Genomic DNA, 20,366 nt, shown 5'->3' with positions numbered 1-20,366 from the left:
CCCCTCGAGCCCGCCGCGCCCCGCGACTCCAGCGACCGCGACGAGCCCGGCGACCGCGACCAGCCCCGTGACCGTGACGAGTCCGGTGACCGTGACGAGTCCGAGGAGCCCCTCGAGCCTGCCGGGCCCCGCGGCCCCGATGAGCTTGGCGAGTCGTTTGAAGGGCGTGAGGGGGGCGAGGCTGACGACGTGCGTGCTGGGGGCATGTTCCGGTCGTTGCGGAACCGCAACTACCGGTTGTATGCGGCGGGGCAGGTCGTGTCCAACACCGGGACGTGGATGCAGCGGATCGCGCAGGACTGGCTCGTCCTGGAGCTGGCGCACGGCAGCGGCACGGCGCTCGGCATCACCACCGGCCTGCAGTTCCTGCCGATGCTGCTGTTCGGCCTGTGGGGCGGTGTCATCGCCGACCGGTATCCCAAGCGCCGCGTCATGATGCTCGCGCAGGCGGCCATGGGCGTGCTCGCGCTCATCCTCGGCCTGCTCGCCGTGACCGGCGCCGCGCAGGTGTGGCACGTGTACGTGCTGGCGTTCGGGCTCGGGCTCGCGACCGTCGTCGACAACCCGACCCGGCAGTCGTTCGTCGTCGAGATGGTCGGCAGGCGTGATCTGCCGAACGCGATCGCGCTGAACAGCGCCTCGTTCAACGGCGCCAGGCTCCTCGGCCCGGCCGTCGCCGGCGTGCTGATCGCGCTGATCGGCACGGGCCCGGTGTTCCTGGTGAACGCGGCGTCGTTCGGCGCCGTCCTGTTCGGCCTCTACGCGATGCGGGCGGACGAGCTGCACCCGGCCGACCCGGTCAAGCGCGCCAAGGGGCAGCTCCGTGAGGGCCTGCGCTACGTCCGCGGGCGCCGCGACCTGATGCTGGTCCTGATCCTCATCGGGTTCCTCGCCATGTTCGGCATGAACTTCGCCACCACGGTCGCGCTCGTCGCCAAGGAGGTCTTCCACACCGACGCGTCCGCGTTCGGGCTCGCGTCCAGCATGCTCGCGCTCGGCGCGCTCAGCGGCGCCCTGCTGGCGGCGCGGCGCGTGACCAAGCCGCGGCTGAGGTTCCTGGTGGCGGTGGGCCTGGTGTTCGGCGCGCTGGAGGTCGCCACCGGCCTTATGCCGACGTACTGGACGTTCCTGGCGCTGCTCGTCCCGACCGGCATCGCGATGATGACGATCATGACGGCGGCGAACGCGACCATGCAGCTCAGCGTCGCGCCGGAGATGCGCGGCCGCGTGATGGGCCTCTACATGCTCGTGTTCCTCGGGACGAACCCTGTGGGCGCGCCCACGATCGGCTGGCTGGCCGACAACTTCGGCGCGCGGACGGGCCTCGTCGGCGGCGGGCTGATCTCCGTCGTCGCCGCGGCCGCCGTCGGCGTGGTGGCCGCGCGGGGCGCGCCGGACGAGGAGGGGGCGATCCGGCCGGCGCTCGACCGGATCCGGCGGCGGCCCGCATCGACCACGGCGCCCACCGCCGCTTCGGGCGCCGCGACCGGTTCGGGTGGTTCGGCGTGACGGCGTGACAAGGGGTGCCATCTGCTGAAATGCTGACCTGGTGGCCCTCCGGACGCTCCCATGAGGCTTTTCGTGGCGCTCGTGCCGCCACCGGACATTCTGGACGAGCTCGAGGAGGCCGTCCTGCCGCACCGTGAGGCGGTGCCCGAGCTGAAATGGGTGCGGCGCGAGCTGCTCCACGTCACGCTGACGTTCCTCGGCGAGGTGGACGACCGCACGCTGGACCGGCTGCTTCCCAGGCTGGAGCGCGCCGTCGGCCGGCACGAGCGGATGTCGCTGTCGCTGGCGGGCGCGGGGGCGTTCCCCGGCAGCGGCACGCACGCCCGCGTCCTGTGGACGGGCCTGTACGGCGACCGTCGCGGGGTGGCCCGGCTCGCCGCGTCCACCACGGCCGCCGGACGCCGCGTCGGAACACTGCCCGACAAGCACCGGGGCTTCCGCCCGCATCTCACGTTGGCGCGGTCCAGAAGCCCGGTGGACGTGCGCCCGCTCATGGAGTCGCTGTCGGCGTTCGCCGGGGCGGCGTGGACGGCCGGTTCCGTCCACCTGATGCTCAGCCACCTGCCGGGCAAGGACTACAGCCAGCTGACGTACGAGTCGCTGAAGACGTGGTCGCTGCGTCAGAGCTCGGGCGGCGGGGGCGCGGGACGGTCGGCGTCCGGCGGCCCCCAGGGCAGGCCGTAGCGCTCGCAGGCGCGGCGCAGCTCGTCCAGGTCGGGCGGGAACGTCACCTGCCGCAGCACCCGCCCGGACGGGCTCCACACCACCAGGCGCGGCATCCGCTCGGTCGCCTCGTCGATGCCGACGCCGCCGACGCGGTCGCGGGCCAGGTCCCATTCGACCTTGCCGCGCCGGGTGACGACCGCGACCCCGGCGGACGACACGCGAAGCTGCGGACGGTTGCGGTCATACAGCCAGTAGCCGACGAGGCCGATGAGCAGCCCAGCGGGCACCGACCAGGACGCGGTGGCGTTGAACCCGCCCAGCTCGGGCCCGAGCCACACCGCGCCCAGCAGCGCCACGGCCTCGCACAGCAGGACGCTCATTCCGTACGTCCCGAGACGGGAGCGGCGGGTCGCGTCCAGGAGCGTGCCCGGCGCGGTGATGGGGTCGGGCGGTGGGGAGACGGTGAACGTGAGGTCGTGCTCGTCCAGGGGGCCCGGCCGGGGGGACGCGGCCGTCTCGCCGGACTGCTCCCCGGCGTCCTGGGCGGCGTCCTGTCCGGCGGCGCTCTGCGAGGGCACGGACGCGGTCGCCGGTTCGGAGCCGGTCAGCGTCGAGACGGCGGAGTGGAACGCGGCGCTGAGGTAGGCGTCGTACTCGGCGTCGTTGACCGGCAGCCCGGCGCGGCGGGCCGAGTCGCGCAAATCGGTGCGGGAGATCCGCAGCGCCGACAGCGGCGCGGCGAAGAACTCGTCGCCGTCGGTGTCGTAGAGCCGGACCCAGGCGTGCCCGGCGATGGTCAGCAGCTCGATGCCGCCGATGCGGTCCTCCGGCATCTTCAGCACGACGTCGCCGGCGGCGTCGGCCCAGCCGAGGCCGCCGTCCGCGACGACCAGCCGCCCGCCGGGGACCTGCGCGAAGATCTCCGGCAGCCCCTCCAGGCCGTACTGCGGGCGGCGCGGCGCCCGCGCGCCCGGCGTGATCACCCGGTAGCCGTGGTCGTCGAGAGCGTGCGCGAGCTGGAAGCCGTCCAGGCCGTGCGCGGGCAGCCGGGCGACGAGTTCGAGCCGGTGCCCGAACGCGAGCGCGGCGAGGTCGGCGCGGCGCGGCTCGCCGCTCACGGGGTCCAGCCGCAGGCCGGGACCGACGACGACCGCGGCGACGTCCCCGGCCCGCAGGTCCTGCACCTCGCGGCGGCGGCCGGGACGGGCCCGCACCCGCAGCCGCTCCGCGTTGATCGTCCAGCGGACCTGCGCGGCCCGCAGCAGCCGCCGGCGCGCCGCGAGGACGCCCGCGATCGCGGCGAGCGCCCAGCAGCCGGCCGCGAGCCGGGCGCCGAACTCGCCCGTGCCGTCCACCGCGATCCTGACGATCATGACGGTGCCGAGCAGGGCGGTGAGCACCCCGAGGAGCACGACGCGGCGGCGGCTGGGCAGTGGCTCGGGCGTGTCCAGCCGCTGCTCCCTGTCTGCCTCATTGCCCGCCTGCCTGCGCGTTCTGCTTCTGCCGGGGCGTTCGTCGGGCTTCGGCGGGGACGGTTCGTGGGCCGCGGCCAGGAGGGCCGCCTCCTGGTCCAGCAGCCGCTTCTCCGCCGCGTGGTCGCGGGGCAGCGGGCCGCCTCCCGGGACGTCGTCGTCGATCGTCGGGATGCGCAGGGCGTCGTCCAGCGCGGGGTCGAGCAGGTCGGTCGCCTCGCCGTCCAGGACGTGCATGGGTATGCCGAGGCGCCTCGCCGTCACGAAGACGGTGAGCGGCTCCAGGCCCATCGCGGTCATCCCGCCCACGGCGGTACGGCCGAACCGGTGGAACACGGTCAGCATGCCGTCGCCGGTCGTGATGGCCAGCCCGTCGATCCGGGACCGTTCGTAGGAGACCATGCTCAGGCCGCCCGGCCCGACCTTCTCGAGACCGTCCGCGGACAGCCGCCAGTACGGCCGCGGGCGGCGGCGCCGCGCCTCCGGGGCCGCTCCGAGCAGCCACGGGACCGCGGCGACGACGCCGATCAGCGCGGCCCACAGCCACACCGGACGGATCGGCAGCAGCGCCAGCGCCACCGCGAGCAGGGCGAACGGTCCGGCGGCGACGGGACGCCACCGTCCGCCGGGCCCCGCGAGGCCCACGAGCTCATGCTCCACAGTCCGCATCCTCACACGGGTCCCCGCGGGCCCGTCGCCCCCTTCCACGATCCCGTCGCCGTCCGAAACCGACTTCCATCGTGCCGGTCAGGTCGGCCTTTCCGCCCCGTCCGCCTGTCGCTGGTCGTCCGCCTGCCGCTGGTCATCCGCCTCCCGTCGAGCCTCCGCGCCTGCGCAGCAGCCCGAAGCCGACGGCCGCGGCGATGGCGAGCGCCAGGAACAGCCCCATCCTGGTGTTCCGGGTGTCGGCGGCCTGGCCCTCGACGTCGCCCGCCGTTCCCGCGTTCTTCGCCTCCTTCCCGCCGGACGGCGACGGCCGCGCCTCGTCCGGCAGCGGCACCCGGTAGACCGCCTGGTCATTGCCCTCCGACCCCACCAGCAGGGACGTGCCGTCAGCCGTGTAGGTCAGCGACTCGCCCTGCGACTGCATCGGGATGCCGAGCGATTTCATCGTCTTGCCCGGACGTCCGTCCGGCCCTACCGAATAGAGACGCGCACCGAAGTAGGAACGGATGACACAGGTGCGCCCATCAGGAGAGAACGCGCCGTCGGTCGCCATCGCCGGGGCGTCCGCGACCTTGCGCATCACGTTGAACCCACTGGTCCGGAGCTTCGCCGGGGCCTCGTACACCTTGCCGCCGAACAGCTTGCTGGCGATGTAGAGCCGGTTCGTCCGCGGGTTGATCATGAGGGTCTCGGCGTTGCGCGGCCCGTCCGGGTACTTGACCCTGAAGGCGGTCGCCGGAAGCGTCTGGCTCCTGACCTGGGACGGCTCTCTGATCCGGTAAACCGTCACGTAGGGCCACGCGCCGCCGAGATTGTCGCCGATGTCCGCCACGAAGATCGCCGGACGGCCGCGCCCGTCCTTGCCGAGCGCGATGCCCTCCCAGTCGCGGGCGCCCGCGCCGCCGAGCGTCAGCACCGCCCGGACGCGCCCGCCCGCGTCCAGCGCGTAGATCTTCGGAACGCCGCCCGAGTCGTTGTGCGTGTAGACGATGCCCGGGTGCCGCCTGCTGGCCGCGAGGCCGCTGGACTCGTTGATCCGCGGATCGGAGATCGTGAAGGCGACCTGGTCGTCCCGTGCCGCGCCGGAAGCGCCGGACGCGGCGGGGGCCAGTACGCAGACGGACGTCCCGGCGAGGACGAGGGCGGCGCCGGCGCGGATCATCACGGCACCGGCGCGGGCGGCGCGGCTGAGCGACATGCCTTGATCATCCCCGTTCCGCGCCCCGTCGATCATACGGCCCGCGTCAGTTCAGCAGCGCACCGAGGACCACGGCCAGGACGAGCGCGGTCAGCACGGTGGGAAGCAGCCAGCGGGGCGCGCGGTTCACGGTCCGAGCCTATTCGGCGCCATGAGCGACTCGAACCGTCCGCCCATGAAATGCATCTCATCCTGCATGTGCGGATTGTTCGGGATGGTGCGCTCGCCGTTCGCCGACGACCCGGGGCCCGCCTCGGACGTGTTCATCACGCTGGGCGCGCTCGCGGAGGAGCGCGGCACGGACTCGGCGGGGCTGGCGCTCCTCGGCGGCTGGCCGGGCCTCGGCGGGTGCCCGGCCCCCGGCGGGCCGGAGAGCGGCGGTGGCGTCGCGGTGGGCAGCCGTGTCGTGAAGGGGCTCGGCCGCTTCTCGGCGATCTGGCGCCCCGAGTTCCTCCCCGAGCTCGACCGCGCGCCGGTCGTCCTCGGGCACACCCGCTGGGCGACGCAGGGCTCGCCCGCCGAGGCGGACAACGCCAGCCCGATGGTCGTCCCCGGGACGGCCGCGGCGGGCGGCCCGTCCGCCGGCGTCGTCGCCACCCACAACGGCGACGTCGACGCCGCCGGGCTGCGGTCGCGGTTCGCGCTGCCGCCCGCGTCCGGGACGACCGACAGCGAGCCGATCTTCCAGCTCCTCGCGGGCCGCGACGGCACGTCCGGCGTGACGGGCGTCCTGGAGGCCCTGGTCGGACGGGCCGCGCTGGTCTGGGTCCACCGCGACCGCCCGACCGAGGTGCATCTGGCCCGCGCCGCGCTCAGCCCGCTGACCGTGGCCGTGGACACCGAGCAGAACATCTACTGGGCGTCGAACCCGCGCTGGTTCCGCGAGGCCGAACGGCACACGCGCGTGGAGTTCGCGACCGTGGTCATGCTCCGCGAGGGCACCTACCTGAAGGTCGGCATGGAGCGCCGTCCAGGACGCCGCGACCTGCCCGAGGTGCTCGCGACGGCCACCTTCCAGCCCACAGCCCGCGACACCGACATGGATCCCCGCGTCTGGACGGGCTTCACCAGCGCCGACGAGGAATGCGACCGCGCCGGGCTGCGCCACCGCGTGGCGGAGCGGCTCGGTGGCACGGACGGCCTGCTGTCCGTCGCCTGAACCGTCCGTCCGCCCTCTAAGACAGGCCCTCGGGGGTGCGGCGTGGCGCCCCCGAGGGCCGGGGCCCGCGGAGGCTAGAGGCGCTCGACGATGTAGTCGACGCAGGCGGTGAGCGCCTCGACGTCGGCCGGGTCGATCGCCGGGAACATGCCGATGCGGAGCTGGTTGCGGCCGAGCTTCCGGTACGGCTCGGTGTCCACGATGCCGTTGGCGCGCAGCGTCTTGGCGACGGCCGCCGCGTCCACGTCGTCGTTGAAGTCGATCGTCCCGACCACCTGCGAGCGCTGCGCCGGGTCCACGACGAACGGCGTCGTGTACGAGGTCTTCTCCGCCCACGTGTAGAGCCGCTGGGACGAGTCGGCCGTGCGGGACGTCGTCCACGCCAGGCCGCCCTGGCCGTTCATCCACTCGATCTGCTCGGCGAGCAGCAGCAGCGTCGCCACGGCCGGGGTGTTGTAGGTCTGGTCCTTGGCGGAGTTGTCGACGGCCGTCTTCAGGTTGAGGAACTCAGGGACGTACCGATCGGAGCCGGCGATCTCGTCGATCCGCTCCAGCGCGGCCGGGGACGCGAGCGCGATCCAGAGGCCGCCGTCCGCGGCGAAGCACTTCTGCGGCGCGAAGTAGTAGACGTCCGTTTCGGTCACGTCCACGGGGAGGCCGCCCGCGCCGGACGTGGCGTCCACCAGCACGAGCCCGTCGCGTGCGATCGTGCCCGCCGGGCGCCGGATCTTCATCGCGACGCCGGTCGAGGTCTCGTTGTGGGTGAGGGCGTAGACGTCCGCGTCCTCCTCGGCCGACGCCTCCGGGTGCGTCCCGGGCGGGCCGGTGATGACGGTCGGGTCGCCCAGCCACGGCGCGCTCGTGGTGACCTTGGCGAACTTGCTGGAGAACTCGCCGAACGTCAGGTGCTGCGACCGCTGCCGGACGAGCCCGAACGCGGCGGCGTCCCAGAACGCGGTGGTGCCGCCGTTGCCGAGCACGACCTCGTACCCCTCGGGCAGCGAGAACAGCTGGCCGAGACCCTCCCGGACGCGCCCGACGAGCGACTTCACCGGCTTCTGCCGGTGCGAGGTCCCCATGTACGTCGAGCCGGACTCCGCGAGCGCCGCGAGCTGCTCCGGGCGGACCTTCGACGGACCGCATCCGAAGCGGCCGTCGGCGGGCTTCAGATCGGCGGGAATGACAATGGCTGGATTAGCGCTTTCGGTCACTCGCCAAAGGCTACTTCACCCTCCGCACGGCCCAGGCAACCAGGGCCACCAGCGCGATCGCGCAGACGGCGGCGATCACCGCGGGCGGGTAGATCCAGTCGTCGCCCCGGTCATGGGCCTCCACGGCGGTGGTGACGGAATCGTAGATCAGGAACGTCAGGAAGAGCGCGGCGATCACGACGGCGATCCGTCCCGATACGGCGTTGGCGCTGCGGCGCCGCTCCTCCCGCTCCGCCTCGTACCGGCGCAACTCCTCGGCCGTGTCCCGCGAGGCCGTCCCCGGGGAGGCCGTGTCCGGCGAAGAGGTGGGACGGGACGCGGACGCGGACGGGCCTATGTCGCCGTCCAGCGGCTCGTCGCGGTCGTCACCCATGGCGCCAATGATGACAAAGTGGCTGAGTTTCGCGCACGGACGCACGACGATTGGAAAGTTTCGATCCTTTTCGCGGTCCGCCGCGTCCAATGCCGATAAGGGCGGTGGGAGTACCAGCCGGGGGAGCGGCCAGCAACTGGACGATGCGGAAGTGAGGCATGACCCATGGCGGGCGACGGCGACCGGATCCCGACCGAGGATCGGCTGCGCGGAGTGCTCGACCTCTTCGAACGGCTGCGGGAGCGGCCGCGCTGGCGGGCGCGGCTGAGACCGCTCCTCCTGCTGCTCGGCCCCGGCCGCGCCACCTCCCATGTCGCGGAGATCCTGAAGACGCGGTGCGAGGACGAGCGCGCCCCGGTGTCGCACATCGCCGCCGAAACGCCCGCCACCGATGTCGCGGGCGTCCTGCGGGAGGCCAAGCGGGAGCTGTCGCAGCCGAGCAGCCATGCCCGGGGCGAGCCGCCGCTGCGGTTCCCGCTGCTGGAGATGGCGCTGTGGCTGCGCGACCTGCGGGAGATCCGGCTGGCGGGGGACCGTCCGGCGCCGCGCGGCGCGTCGTCGGCCGAGCGGGAGAACCACCAGCTGGTCCGGCGGCTGACGCACCCGCCCGTCGGGGACAACGAGAACGCGCGCCGCCGCGAGCTGAACCGGGTCATCCGCAGGCGCGGCCGGGACGTCCTGCGCGACCTGGAGGGGCCGCGCGGCCGGCCCGCGACGTTCCTGGCGTTCCTGGAGCAGATCTTCCCGATCGGGATCGCGGTGGTCGCGCTGATCAGCGCCGGGACGGCGGCGGCCCTCGACCTCGCGGCCGCCGTGTTCGCCGCGATCATCGGCGTGGCGTTCGTGACCGTCCAGCTCGTGGCGCGGACGCGCGGCTGGTACGGGGTCCGCCAGTTCGGCTGGTTCCTCCGGCAGCCGTACGTCGACCGCGACTCCACCGGGTTCCTCGGCTTCGCGCTGGGCGTGTTCGACCCGCGTCCGGTCGAGCCGGACGGCCACGGCGAGCAGCTCGACCTGCTGCTGGTCGCCGCGTTCCTGGAGGACCTGCGGCGCTGCTACCGGCGCGACTACCGGCGGGCCGCGTGGGCGCGGGTCCGCTTCCCGGTGCTGATCTTCGAGGAGCTGTCGGCCGGACATCCCGGGGTGGCGTTCGTGGAGCTGGCCGAGCGGGTCCGCGCCGACAGCCAGGCGGGCGGACGGCTCCCGTCCTTCGACCCGCTCGTCGTCGTCGCCGGCGTCGACCCGAACGCGCCCGCCGAGGACGACCCGTCCGCGCCAGCCGGGCCGAAGCTCGTCGACCGGATCGCGCAGGCCGTCCGGGTCGACATGTCGGCGGGCGAGCCGCAGAGCGTCATCGCCGCGCGCGGGCTCTGGGACCGGTACGCCCGCGAGCAGCGGCGCATCGGCGCGCTCGGCTCGCGCCGGGAGCTGCGCGTCGACATCACCCGCGACCCGGGCGGCGACCTGCCGCCCGTCCGGCCGGTGCGGCGCCGCCCACGGTTCGCGCATCCGGCGCTGCCGTGGATCGCGATGGTCGCGATCGCGGCGGCGTCCGTCGCGGTGATCTCCGTCCAGGTGCAGAAGTACTGCTCGCCGGTCGACATCAGGCGGATGGAGAACGGCGAGTGCATCGGCATCACCGACGGCTCGTTCTCCTTCGGGGAGAACTCCGGCGGCAAGAACAACGACGGCCGGCTGAGCAAGGTCCTGGACGAGATCGAGTCGCAGAACGACCACGTCAAGGAGTCCGGCAAGCCGTACGCGACGGTCGTCTACCTCGGCCCGGTGACCGCCGACCCGTCGATCAAGAACCGGCGGATCGAGCTGCTCGCGGGCGTCCAGGGCGAGCTGATCGGCCTGTCGATCGCGCAGAAGCGGTTCAACGACGCCGCCGAGGGCGAGGACCTGCGGCTGCGCGTGCTGATCGCGAACGCGGGCGCCAAGTTCCGCTACGCCGAGCACGTCGCCGGGCAGATCCGCGAGCGGGCGCTGGAGGACCGCAGCATCGTCGCGGTGGTCGGCTTCGAGCAGAGCCGCCGGCAGACCCAGGAGGCGATCCGGCTGCTGGCCAAGTCGGCGCTGCCGCTGGTCAGCACCGCCAACAGCTTCGGCGGGACGGCCATGCTCGACGGCGAGGCGGGCTACTCGCCGTACTACTTCCGGCTGGCGTCGCCGAACGCGCGGACCGCCAGGCACGCCGCGCACTGGGCCCGCAACGGGCACGTCGGCGGCACCAAGGCGGACGACGCGGTCGTCATCTACGACGGCGACCCCAACGATCTCTACAGCAAGGACCTCGCCCTTGAGTTCCAGAAGTCGTTCCGTCCTGGTGTGACGCGCATGCGGCCGTACCGGAACGCGGGGGACCTGAACAAGTCCGTCCGGGAGGCGTGCCGGGACAAGCCCGACATGTTCTACTACGCCGGCCGGTCGGACGAGTTCCGCTCCTTCGCGAACGTCCTGGAGCTGTCCTGCCCGGAGCCCCGGCTGGTCCTGACGGACGACGAGATCGCCAAGTACGTCAGCGACAACGCCGCGGAGCTGGGCCGCAAGAGCACCTTCGAGCTGTACTTCACGCCGCTGGCGGCGCGCGAGGCGTGGCAGCGGCGGTGGGTCGGCGACCAGTCGCCGCAGACGTTCTACTCGGACTACGACCCCGTCGCGCGGGAGATGACCGTCCAGGACGGCGACTCGGTCCAGTGGCCGTCGATCACCCGCGCCGCCGTCGCCTACGACGCGGCCACCCTCGTCGCGACCGTGGCGCGCACCGTGTACTGGCGGGAGAAGGCGCTGCCGTCGGCGGGATCGGTGTTCGCGGCGCTGGACGACCCGGACGACGACGTCCTGCGCAACGGCGCGAGCGGCGTCATCCGGTTCGGCCCGCGCTCCACCGGCCACCAGGTGCTGGACAAGCCGGTGATCCTCGCGAGGATCACGCCGGACGGGAGGACGGAGGTCACGCAGCTCTGCGGCCGCCTGATCACCGGCCCCCAGGGCAAGGCCGACTGCCCGCCGGGAGACCGCCTGCCCGCCGCGCCGCCGCGATGAGCCGCCGATCCGGCACCGAGCGGCAATGAGCAAGGCCCCCGGATCTGATCCGGGGGCCTCGAAGCCTGTTCGGGAGGACGGGGGGAATGGGGACGGGGGATCAGCCGGTGTGACGCTTGAGGACCTCCGCGGCCCCGGCGACGTCGTCGATGGAGCGGGTTCCCGGGCCGGTGTACTTCGCGCTCGGCCGGACGAGACGGCCCGTGCGCTTCTGCTCCATGATGTGCGCGGCCCACCCGGCGGTGCGGCCGCAGGTGAACATGGCGGGCATCATCGCCGTCGGGACCTCGGCGAAGTCCAGGACGACCGCGGCCCAGAACTCCACGTTCGTCTCGATCGGACGGTCCGGACGGCGCTCGCGCAGCACGGTCAGGGCGGCGTCCTCCAGCGCCTTCGCGGCCTCGAACCGCGGCGCGCCGAGCTCCCGGGCGGTGCGGCGCAGCACGCGGGCGCGCGGGTCCTCGGCGCGGTAGACGCGGTGGCCGAAGCCCATCAGCCGCTCGCCGGAGTCGAGGATGTCGGTGACGACCTTGCGGGCGTCGCCGACCTGCTCCACCTTCTCGATCATCGGCAGGACGCGGGCCGGGGCGCCGCCGTGCAGCGGGCCCGACATCGCGCCGATCGCGCCGGAGATGCTGGCCGCGACGTCCGCGCCGGTGGAGGCGATCACACGCGCGGTGAAGGTGGAGGCGTTCATGCCGTGCTCGGCGGCGGAGACCCAGTACGCGTCGATGGCCCGGACGTGCTTCGGATCGGGCTCACCGCGCCAGCGGACCATGAACCGCTCGGTGATCGTCCCGGCGGCGTTGATCCGCTCCTGCGGGACCATCGGGACGCCGATGCCGCGCGCCGACTGGGCGACGAACGACAGCGCGGTCACCGAGACCCGGGCGAGGTCGGCGCGGGCCTCGTCGTCGGAGATGTCGAGGAGCGGCCGCATCCCGTAGGCGGGGGCGAGGGTGGGGAGGGCGCTCTGCACGTCCACCCGCACGTCGCCGGACGTGACCGGCAGGACGTGCGGTTCGGCGGGGGTGAGTCCCGGGTCGAAGCTGTCGTCCACGAGGAGACCCCACGCGTCGCCGAAGGAGACGCGGCCGACGAGTTCCTCGATGTCGACGCCCCGGTAGCGGAGGGCTCCGCCCTCCTTGTCCGGTTCGGCGATCTCGGTCTCGAAGGCCACGACCCCCTCGAGACCAGGTTTGAAGTCGGACATGTCGTCCTGCCTTTCGTCTCCAAGAGTGATAAGGCGGTGCCGTGCCATTGAACCCTGTCGGTTTTACCGACCAGTACCCAGGGGTCGTGCGAGTTGCACCAGGCCCAGGTGAGAGGCTCAGACGCTGTGGATCTCCCAACGCCCGACCCGGCACGGCTCCGCCGATCGTACGAGGGGGGCGAATTGTCCGAGTCGGCGCTCCCCGCCGATCCGCTCGCGCTGTTCGCCGGCTGGTTCGCCGACGTGCACGCGTTCGGGCTGCCCGAGCCGAACGCGATGGTGCTCGCGACGGCGTCCGCTGACGGGGTCCCGAGCGCGCGGACCGTCCTGCTGAAGGGGTACGGGCCGCAGGGGTTCCGCTTCTTCACGAACCTGACGTCGCGGAAGGGCCGCGACCTCGCGGAGAACCCGCGCGCGGCGCTCGTGTTCCCCTGGCACGCGATGCACCGGCAGGTCCGCGTCGCGGGCCCGGTGGAGGAGCTGTCGAGGGACGAGTCGGCCGCCTACTTCCGGACGCGCCCGCACGGTTCGCGGCTCGGCGCGTGGGCGAGTGAGCGGCAGTCGGGCGTCATCCCGGGACGGGAGGTCCTGGAGCGCCGCTTCGCCGAGCTGGCCGAACGCTGGCCCGAGGAGCCGCCGGACGCGCCCGCGCCGCTGGAGGGCTCCATCCCGCTGCCGGACTTCTGGGGCGGGTACCGCCTCGTCCCGGAGTCGATCGAGTTCTGGCAGGGCCGCCGCGACCGCCTCCACGACCGCATCCGCTACCGACGGGGAACCCTGGACGAGCAGGGGGAGTGGGTGATGGAGAGACTGTCTCCGTGACCCCGGCGCCGCGTGATGACAGGAGTACGCGGCGCGGCAGGCTGCGGAGCCTGGCGATCGACACCCGCCCGCTGGCCTACCCCGCGTTCCGGCGGCTGTGGCTCGGGCAGGGCATGTCGTTCGTCGGGTTCCAGGTCACCGCCGTCGCCGTGCCGGTCCAGGTGTACGACATGACCAGGTCGTCGCTCTGGGTCGGCGTGCTCGGCTTCGTCAACCTCGTCCCGCTGATCGTGTTCGGCCTGTGGGGCGGCGCGGTCGCCGACCACATGGACCGGCGCAGGCTGCTGTTCGCGTCGTCCTGCGTGATGTGGGTGGCGACCCTGCTCCTGCTGGCGCAGGCGCTCCTCGGCCTCGGCAGCCTCACGCTGATCATGGCGGTGGTGGCGGTCCAGGCCGTCGGGTTCGCGGTGTCCTCGCCGACCCGCAGCGCGATCATCCCCCGGCTGATCGACCGGCCGCTCGTCCCCGCCGCCAACACGCTCGCCTTCACCGCCAGCACGTTCGGGATGCTGGCGGGCCCGCTGTTCGCCGGGGTGCTGCTGGCCCGCTGGAACTACGCGGCGGCCTACGCGCTCGACGCCGTGCTGTTCACCCTGGCCCTGTACGCGGCGCTCCGCCTGCCGCCGATTCCGCCGCTCGGCGACGTCGTCGGCGCGCCCGGCCTGCGGTCGGTGTTCGACGGCCTGCGCTACCTGGCCGGGCAGCCGGTGCTGATGATGTCGTTCGTCGTGGACATCATCGCCATGGCGGTCGCGATGCCGCGCGCCCTGTTCCCCGAGGTGGCCGAGACGCGGTACGGCGGGGAGGGCGCGGTCGGGTACCTGTTCGCCGCGATCGCGATCGGCGCGTTCCTCGGCGGGCTGTCGTCCGGGTGGATCGGGCGCGTCCGCAAGCAGGGCATCGCGCTCGTCATTTCCATCGTGGTCTGGGGCCTCGCGGTGGCCGCGGCCGGGCTGACCGGACGGCTATGGCTCGCGGTGGCGCTCCTCGCCGTCGGCGGGGCGGCCGACCTGGTGTCGGCGGTGTTCCGCCAGTCGATGCTCCAGACGTACGCGCCGGACGAGATGCGCGGCCGGCTCCAGGGCGTCTTCACCGTCGTGGTCGCGGGCGGGCCGCGGCTCGGGGACGTCCGCGCGGGCGCGACCGCCAGCGTCACCGGGGCCACCGCGTCCTGGGTGGGCGGCGGGCTGGCTTGCGCCGTCCTGGTCGTCGTGGCGGCGTTCGCCGTCCCGGCGCTGCTCCGCTACGACACCCGCACAGCGGAAGGCCCCTTAACCGAGCGCTGAGGCCACCACCTTGAGGTCGTCGACGAATCCGGCGTACATCGCGTCGCGGTCCTCGGCGCGCAGCACGGCGGACGGGTGGATCGTCGCGACGATCTGCGTGTCCGCCTGCTCGGGCGGCTCCTCTCCGAGCTCGCGCCCCGCGGCAGGAGTGCCGATCTTCTCCAGGTCGGGGAGCGGGAGGAGCCGTCCGCGCTGCTTGGTCACGCGGAACGACGAGCCGAACAGCGCCTTGCCCGCCGTGGCGCCGAGCACGACCACGACGTCCGGGTCCAGGAGCCGCATCTCCGCCAGCAGCCAGGGACGGCACGCGCGGACCTCGGCCGCGCTCGGCGGCTCGTGGATGCGCCGCTTCCCGCCGCCCTCCTGCCGCTTGAACTTGAAGTGCTTGACGGCGTTGGTGACGTAGACGTCGCCGCGCTCGATCCCCGCCTCCGCGAGCGCCCGGTCGAGGACGCGTCCGGCCGGGCCGACGAACGGCTGCCCCTTGCGGTCCTCCTGGTCGCCGGGCTGCTCGCCGACGAACATGACCCGCCCGCCCGGCGAGCCCTCGCCGAAGACGGTCTGCGTGGCGTTCTCGTAAAGGCCGCAGCCCCGGCAGTCGGCCGCCGCGCGGCGCAGCTCGTCGAGATCGGACCGCCCCTCGGCCGTGTCCGGGAGGAAGGGTCCGGCGTCCTGGGAAGTTCTCGCGTTCATCGTGCGTTCCCCTTACCCGGCATCAGGGGGATATTCGCCGGGCCCGGCGTCGCGAGGTCCGAGCAAGTAGACTCCCGAACATAAGACTGGAGGGAGCTGTGACCTCACACGGCCTGATCGATACCACGGAGATGTATCTCCGGACGGTTTTCGAGCTCGAAGAAGAGGGGATCATCCCTCTTCGCGCGCGCATCGCGGAACGGCTCTCCCAGAGCGGCCCGACGGTGAGCCAGACGGTCGCGCGGATGGAGCGCGACGGGCTGCTGCGGGTCGAGGGCGATCGGCATCTCGAACTGACCGAGAACGGCCGCGGTCTCGCCACTCGCGTGATGCGCAAGCACAGGCTCGCCGAATGCCTGCTGGTCAACGTGATCGGGCTGCCCTGGGAGGACGTCCACATCGAGGCGTGCCGCTGGGAGCACGTGATGTCGGAGGACGTGGAGCGCCGCCTGGTCTCCCTGCTCGACAACCCGACCACCTGCCCGCACGGCAACCCCATCCCCGGCCTGGACGAACTGGGCGGGCACGGGGACGACGCCGACTCCGCACCGCTTTCCGTGATGACCGCCGTCGCCAGCCCCGGCGGCGCCGGGGCCGTGATCCGGCGTATCAGCGAGCAGGTGCAGAGCGACAGCGACCTGATGCTTAGACTCAAGCAAATAGGGATACAACCGGGACGAGAGGTGACGCTTCGGGCGACCGATGACGGGGTGCAGGTGATCAGTGACGACGAGGCCGACAGTCCCGCGACGGAACTGCCGCGCGACATCGCCGAACACGTCTTCGTCAGCAGGCGCTGACACCGCGGGCGTGCGTTCTGCGGGGGTGCGTTCTGCCGGGGTGCGTGCGGGCGTATGGGCGGCCGTTGCGGCGGGCGCACGGGGTGCCGTCTCGACGGTCTATACCGAAGATCTCCATAGCAGCGGGCCTTTCGGGCGTATCCCGGCGGCGGGTTCGTCGTTCAATACGACGGAAGAGGTACACGCGGCAGCCGCGCCGCGACGCCCGGTGATCATCGATTCGGGTGGCGGCGGGTGGCCGTGCCGGGAGAAAGCGGTCACCGGCGGGCCCGCTACTGTTATCGGGATGGGGAGATGAATCACTGGGGGGAAGCGCCTGACGAGGCGCATCTGCCGCCCGAGACCGTCCTCAACCAGATGGAGATGGCGGTCATCGTCTGCGACCGCTTCAGCAACGTCATCTACGGCAACGCGTTCGCCCGCCAGCTGTTCGGGTTCGGCGGCGACGAGATCATCGGCCACTCCATCCTCTCCCTGGGCATCGCCGAAGAAGACCACGAGCAGGCGACCGAGCTGGCCAAGCACGTCCTCAAGGGCGGCGTGTGGGAGGGCACGTTCTGCAACCTGCGCGTGGACGGCACCACCGTCTACACCCGCGCGCACGCCGTCCCGCTGCGCCACCCGTCCGGCGCGGTCGACGGCGTCGTCATCTTCGCGCGCGAGGCGCTCCGCTCCAACCAGCGCGAGCAGGACCGCTACGGCCTGATGGAGCGCATCGGGGAGCGGCTCGCCGGGTCCCTGGAGCTGGAGAGCACGCTCCGCCGCGTCGCCGACACCCTCGTCCCGCAGTTCGCCGACCACTGCTTCATCGACCTCTACAGCGGCGACCGGCTCTACCGGCGCGTGTCGCGGCACGCGGGCGGGTGGGAGCCGCCGCCCGGGACGTGGGCGGAGGTCGGCGAGCCCGTCCACTACCCGCCCGGGCATTTCAGCGAGAAGGCGATGAGCCGCCGCGACGCCGTCCTCGTCGAGGACATGCTCCAGCACCGGTTCTCCGCGCCCAACGAGTCGTCCAGGCGGCTCGGCGACGCCATGGGCATCACCTCGGTGATCTCCGCGCCGCTGCTGGTGCGCGGCGAGCTGCTCGGCGTGATGAGCCTCGCGCTGTCGAACCTGTCCAAGCGGCCCGACCCGCACTACGACGGCTTCGACCGCGACCTGCTCGGCGCCATCGCCAGCCGCGTCGCGCTCGCCGTCGACAACGCGCTGCTGTTCGAGGAGGAGCGCGACACCGCGCTGGCGTTCCAGAAGCACCTGCTGCCCGGCGACCGGCCGCCCCGGCTGGACGGCCTCCAGATCGCCTGGCGGTACGAGCCGGCCCGCCCGCTGGAGTCGCACGGGCACGGCATCCAGACCCAGGTCGGCGGCGACTGGTACGACGTCATCCCGCTGTCGGCGGGCCGCGTCGGCCTCGTGATCGGCGACGTCGAGGGCCGCGGCGCCCGCGCCGCCGCCGTGATGGGCCAGCTCCGCGCCGCGCTGCGCGCCTTCGCGCAGGACGACAAGCCGCCGGCGGACATCCTTCGCAAGCTGGACGAGTGGGTCCGCACGATGACGCGGCCCGAGCGGATGCGGTCCGGCTGGAACAGCGACGACCTCGTCCGCCCGCCGCTCGTGTCCTGCACCTACTTCGTGTACGACGCGTGGTCGCGGGTGCTGGAGTTCGCCAACGCCGGGCACGACCCGCCGATGCTGATCGTGGACGGCGAGGTCAGCGAGCTGACGTTCGAGAGCCAGGGCGGCATGCTCGGCCTCCGCGCCCCCGGCATGGGCGGCGAGATCCTGTTCAACGAGGAGACGACGGAGCTGAAGCCGGGCTCCACGCTCGTCCTCTACACCGACGGCCTCATCGACCGCAGGCCCAGGGAGGACGGCGAGCACTACACCCGCGAGGAGTCGCGGGAGAGGGTCCGCGCGGCCGTCGCAAAGGTCGCGCGGAGCGGCGTCGAGACGATCGCGAACGCCGCCTACGAGGCCGTCCCCGGCGACGTCGACGACGACGTCGCGATCGTCGTGATCCGCACCGCCGGCGACGAGCTGGCCGTCGAGGAGCGCACCTTCACCGCCGAGCCGATCATGGTGTCGGAGGCCCGCCGGATGGCCGCCGACGCGTTCGCGTCCTGGGGGATGCTGGACGAGCAGTCCGAGCTCGCCTGCCTCCTCGTCTCCGAGGTCGTCACGAACGTCGTCCTGCACGCCACCGCCACGCCCGCGCCGCGCCGCGAGATGGTCGTCCCGGTCCCGGCCGGGCAGCCGGGGCGCGGCGGGGAGCCGCTGAGCGCGCCGCCCGCCGTCCAGTTCAAAACCGACTTCGCCGCGGACCCCCTTGACGGCGGCCCGTTCGAGGGTCGCTCGTTCGACGGCGCGACATACGACGGGGGCGCGTTCGACGGCGGGGCGTTCGACGAGGACGACTGGAACCTCGGCGCCGATCTCGGCCGCCGCGAGCCGTCCACCAAGGAGTTCCGGCTCCGGCTGCGGCGCGGCGCGGACGCGATCTGGGTCGAGGTGTTCGACTCCGACATGCGGCTGCCGCGCATCCGCAGCGCGGGCGAGACCGACGAGGGCGGCCGCGGGCTCTACCTCGTCGACCAGCTCGCCACCCGCTGGGGGGCGCGGCCGACGTCCGACGGCAAGGCCGTCTGGTTCGAGCTCCCGCTGACGCCCTGATCTCATGCGGGCCTGGGCGGTCGAGAGTCCTGCTCCGATCTCGGCGGGCCCGCTTCGGCGCGCCGACCGCGACGTGCCGTCCCCCGGGCCGGGTGAGCTGCTGGTGCGCGTCCTGGCCTGCGGCGTCTGCCGGACGGACCTGCACGTCGCCGAGGGTGACCTGCCCGTCCACCTGCCGGGCGTGACACCGGGCCACGAGATCGTCGGTGAGGTCGTCGCCGTCGGCGCCGGTGCCCTGCACGGGGCCGGAGACCGCGTCGGCGTGGCGTGGCTGCGCGGGACGTGCGGAGCGTGCCGGTTCTGCCGGCGCGGCGCCGAGAACCTGTGCCCGTCGTCCGTCTACACCGGGTGGGACGCGCACGGCGGATACGCCGAATACGCCCTGGCCGTCGACGCCTACGCCTACGCGCTGCCGTCCGAGCTGGACGACGTCCGCGCGGCGCCGCTGCTGTGCGCGGGCATCATCGGCTACCGGGCGCTGCGCCGCGCCGGCCTCCCGCCCGGCGGGCGGCTCGGCATCTGGGGGTTCGGCGGGTCCGCCCACCTCGCCGCGCAGATCGCGATCGCTGAGGGCGCGGACGTGCACATCTTCACCCGCAGCCCCGCGGCCCGCGAGCTGGCGCGCGAGCTCGGCGCGTCCTGGGCGGGCGACTCGTTCGACGCCGCGCCCGTCCCGCTCGACTCGGCGATCGTCTTCGCGCCCGCGGGGGAGCTGGTCCCGGCCGCGCTGGAACGCCTCGACCGCGGCGGGACGTGTGCCATCGCGGGCATCCATCTGAGCGACGTCCCGTCCCTGGACTACCAGCGGCACCTGTTCCAGGAGCGCCAGGTCCGGTCGGTGACGGCGAACACCCGCGCGGACGGCGAGGAGTTCCTGACGCTGGCCGCCCGCCTGGACGTCGCGGTCACGACCCGCGAATACGCGCTGGACGACGCCGACCGCGCCCTCGGCGACCTCGCGGCCGACCGCTTCACGGGCGCCGCCGTCCTGGTTCCTTGATCGGGTCGGGTCAGGGGATCGGTTCGGCGGCGACGTGCGCCCACGACTGGGTGAACCAGAGTTCGCCACCGATGATGCGGGGTTTCGCGCCGGTCTTCGGGCCGCCGTCCACCTCGTCCACGAGGGCCGTGCGGATGCGCTCCGCCGTCGCTTCGTCGCACGCCCCCGCGAGCCACGGCTCCACCGGACGCTCCACGGTGAACACGTCCAGGCGGCGGATGCTCCCGCCCGCCGAAGTGATCATCTCGGTGAGCCGGGCGATGGACGGGGTGCCGGGATGGTCGGGGTCGCGGAGCCGCTCGATGCGGTCCCGGTCGGGGGCGGCGAGGTTGCCGCGGACCAGATCGGCGATGACCACCCGTCCGCCGGGGCGGCACACCCGCAGCAGCTCGCGCAGCACATGATCGGGATCGCCCAGGTTGTAGAGCGAGAACCGGGCCGTCACCAGGGAGAACGTGTTGTCCCTGTAGGGCAGCGCGGTGGCGTCCGCCTTGATCGTCGGACGGTCGGGGTCCAGCGAACGGGGCCGCGGGTCCTCACGGGTGGTGGCGGTCCCGCGGGTGGTGGCGGTGCCGCGGGC

General features: G+C 73.1%; 16 protein-coding genes. 9 read left to right on the top strand and 7 right to left on the bottom strand.

Going from position 1 to position 20,366, the window contains the following annotated elements; all coding sequences use genetic code 11:
- The first annotated feature begins 204 nt into the window (after nucleotides 1–204).
- Together E1287_RS34430 and thpR are read left to right on the top strand one after the other, a co-directional pair.
- Nucleotides 205–1,509, top strand: a complete 1,305-nt coding sequence (locus E1287_RS34430) for an MFS transporter (protein WP_131969464.1) — start codon at nucleotides 205–207, stop codon at nucleotides 1,507–1,509.
- A gap of 60 nt (nucleotides 1,510–1,569) precedes the next feature.
- On the top strand, nucleotides 1,570–2,193 hold the full coding sequence (thpR, locus tag E1287_RS34425; protein ID WP_131969461.1) for an RNA 2',3'-cyclic phosphodiesterase: 624 nt from the start codon (nucleotides 1,570–1,572) through the stop codon (nucleotides 2,191–2,193).
- On the opposite strand, the gene E1287_RS34420 is transcribed toward thpR, so the two are convergent.
- Together E1287_RS34420 and E1287_RS34415 are read right to left on the bottom strand one after the other, a co-directional pair.
- On the bottom strand, nucleotides 2,130–4,316 hold the full coding sequence (locus E1287_RS34420; protein WP_243719626.1) for a hypothetical protein: 2,187 nt from the start codon (nucleotides 4,314–4,316) through the stop codon (nucleotides 2,130–2,132). The two genes, thpR and E1287_RS34420, sit on opposite strands and share 64 nt — an antisense overlap.
- 133 nt (nucleotides 4,317–4,449) lie before the next feature.
- A complete protein-coding gene (locus E1287_RS34415) occupies nucleotides 4,450–5,511 on the bottom strand; it encodes a hypothetical protein (RefSeq protein ID WP_131969459.1) in 1,062 nt (353 codons plus the stop codon).
- 175 nt (nucleotides 5,512–5,686) lie between these two features.
- On the opposite strand from E1287_RS34415, the gene E1287_RS34410 reads away from it, so the two are divergent.
- On the top strand, nucleotides 5,687–6,670 hold the full coding sequence (locus E1287_RS34410; RefSeq protein ID WP_165969333.1) for a hypothetical protein: 984 nt from the start codon (nucleotides 5,687–5,689) through the stop codon (nucleotides 6,668–6,670).
- Nucleotides 6,671–6,744: 74 nt separating this feature from the next.
- On the opposite strand, the gene serC is transcribed toward E1287_RS34410, so the two are convergent.
- Entirely contained in the window at nucleotides 6,745–7,881 is a 1,137-nt protein-coding gene (gene serC, locus E1287_RS34405; RefSeq protein WP_165969332.1) for a phosphoserine transaminase, read from the bottom strand.
- A gap of 10 nt (nucleotides 7,882–7,891) precedes the next feature.
- Nucleotides 7,892–8,254 (bottom strand): hypothetical protein, encoded by a 363-nt coding sequence (locus E1287_RS34400; protein ID WP_131969457.1) that lies wholly within the window; start codon nucleotides 8,252–8,254, stop codon nucleotides 7,892–7,894.
- Between the two features lie 165 nt (nucleotides 8,255–8,419).
- Here E1287_RS34400 and E1287_RS44195 point away from each other — a divergent pair, with 165 nt between their 5' ends.
- Entirely contained in the window at nucleotides 8,420–11,302 is a 2,883-nt protein-coding gene (locus E1287_RS44195; RefSeq protein ID WP_165969331.1) for an ABC transporter substrate-binding protein, read from the top strand.
- 100 nt (nucleotides 11,303–11,402) lie between these two features.
- On the opposite strand, the gene E1287_RS34390 is transcribed toward E1287_RS44195, so the two are convergent.
- Nucleotides 11,403–12,515, bottom strand: a complete 1,113-nt coding sequence (locus E1287_RS34390; protein WP_131969456.1) for a citrate synthase 2 — start codon at nucleotides 12,513–12,515, stop codon at nucleotides 11,403–11,405.
- Nucleotides 12,516–12,698: 183 nt separating this feature from the next.
- Here E1287_RS34390 and pdxH point away from each other — a divergent pair, with 183 nt between their 5' ends.
- Together pdxH and E1287_RS34380 are read left to right on the top strand one after the other, a co-directional pair.
- Nucleotides 12,699–13,337, top strand: a complete 639-nt coding sequence (gene pdxH, locus E1287_RS34385) for a pyridoxamine 5'-phosphate oxidase (RefSeq protein WP_243719625.1) — start codon at nucleotides 12,699–12,701, stop codon at nucleotides 13,335–13,337.
- Nucleotides 13,334–14,623, top strand: a complete 1,290-nt coding sequence (locus E1287_RS34380) for an MFS transporter (RefSeq protein ID WP_243719624.1) — start codon at nucleotides 13,334–13,336, stop codon at nucleotides 14,621–14,623. The genes pdxH and E1287_RS34380 overlap by 4 nt, the downstream gene beginning before the upstream one ends.
- Here E1287_RS34380 and E1287_RS34375 read toward each other — a convergent pair.
- On the bottom strand, nucleotides 14,609–15,316 hold the full coding sequence (locus E1287_RS34375) for a UdgX family uracil-DNA binding protein (RefSeq protein WP_131969454.1): 708 nt from the start codon (nucleotides 15,314–15,316) through the stop codon (nucleotides 14,609–14,611). The genes E1287_RS34380 and E1287_RS34375 overlap by 15 nt on opposite strands.
- 98 nt (nucleotides 15,317–15,414) lie before the next feature.
- Between E1287_RS34375 and E1287_RS34370 the strand changes: the two genes are divergently transcribed.
- The 3 genes from E1287_RS34370 to E1287_RS34360 all read left to right on the top strand — a co-directional run bounded on the left by E1287_RS34370 (nucleotide 15,415) and on the right by E1287_RS34360 (nucleotide 19,786).
- Nucleotides 15,415–16,116, top strand: a complete 702-nt coding sequence (locus E1287_RS34370) for a metal-dependent transcriptional regulator (protein WP_131969453.1) — start codon at nucleotides 15,415–15,417, stop codon at nucleotides 16,114–16,116.
- A gap of 294 nt (nucleotides 16,117–16,410) precedes the next feature.
- Nucleotides 16,411–18,786, top strand: coding sequence for a SpoIIE family protein phosphatase (locus E1287_RS34365; protein ID WP_131969452.1), 2,376 nt, complete (start codon nucleotides 16,411–16,413; stop codon nucleotides 18,784–18,786).
- 4 nt (nucleotides 18,787–18,790) lie between these two features.
- Nucleotides 18,791–19,786: a zinc-dependent alcohol dehydrogenase family protein gene (locus E1287_RS34360; RefSeq protein WP_131969451.1), complete on the top strand. Its 996-nt coding sequence runs from the start codon at nucleotides 18,791–18,793 to the stop codon at nucleotides 19,784–19,786.
- A 10-nt stretch (nucleotides 19,787–19,796) separates the two neighbouring features.
- Here E1287_RS34360 and E1287_RS34355 read toward each other — a convergent pair.
- Nucleotides 19,797–20,366 (bottom strand): methyltransferase domain-containing protein (locus E1287_RS34355; RefSeq protein WP_131969450.1); only part of this gene is annotated, 570 nt, incomplete at its 5' end.

The organism is Actinomadura sp. KC06, assembly GCF_004348735.1.
GTDB lineage: Bacteria > Actinomycetota > Actinomycetes > Streptosporangiales > Streptosporangiaceae > Spirillospora.
This window is presented reverse-complemented; position numbering and strand designations above follow the sequence as displayed.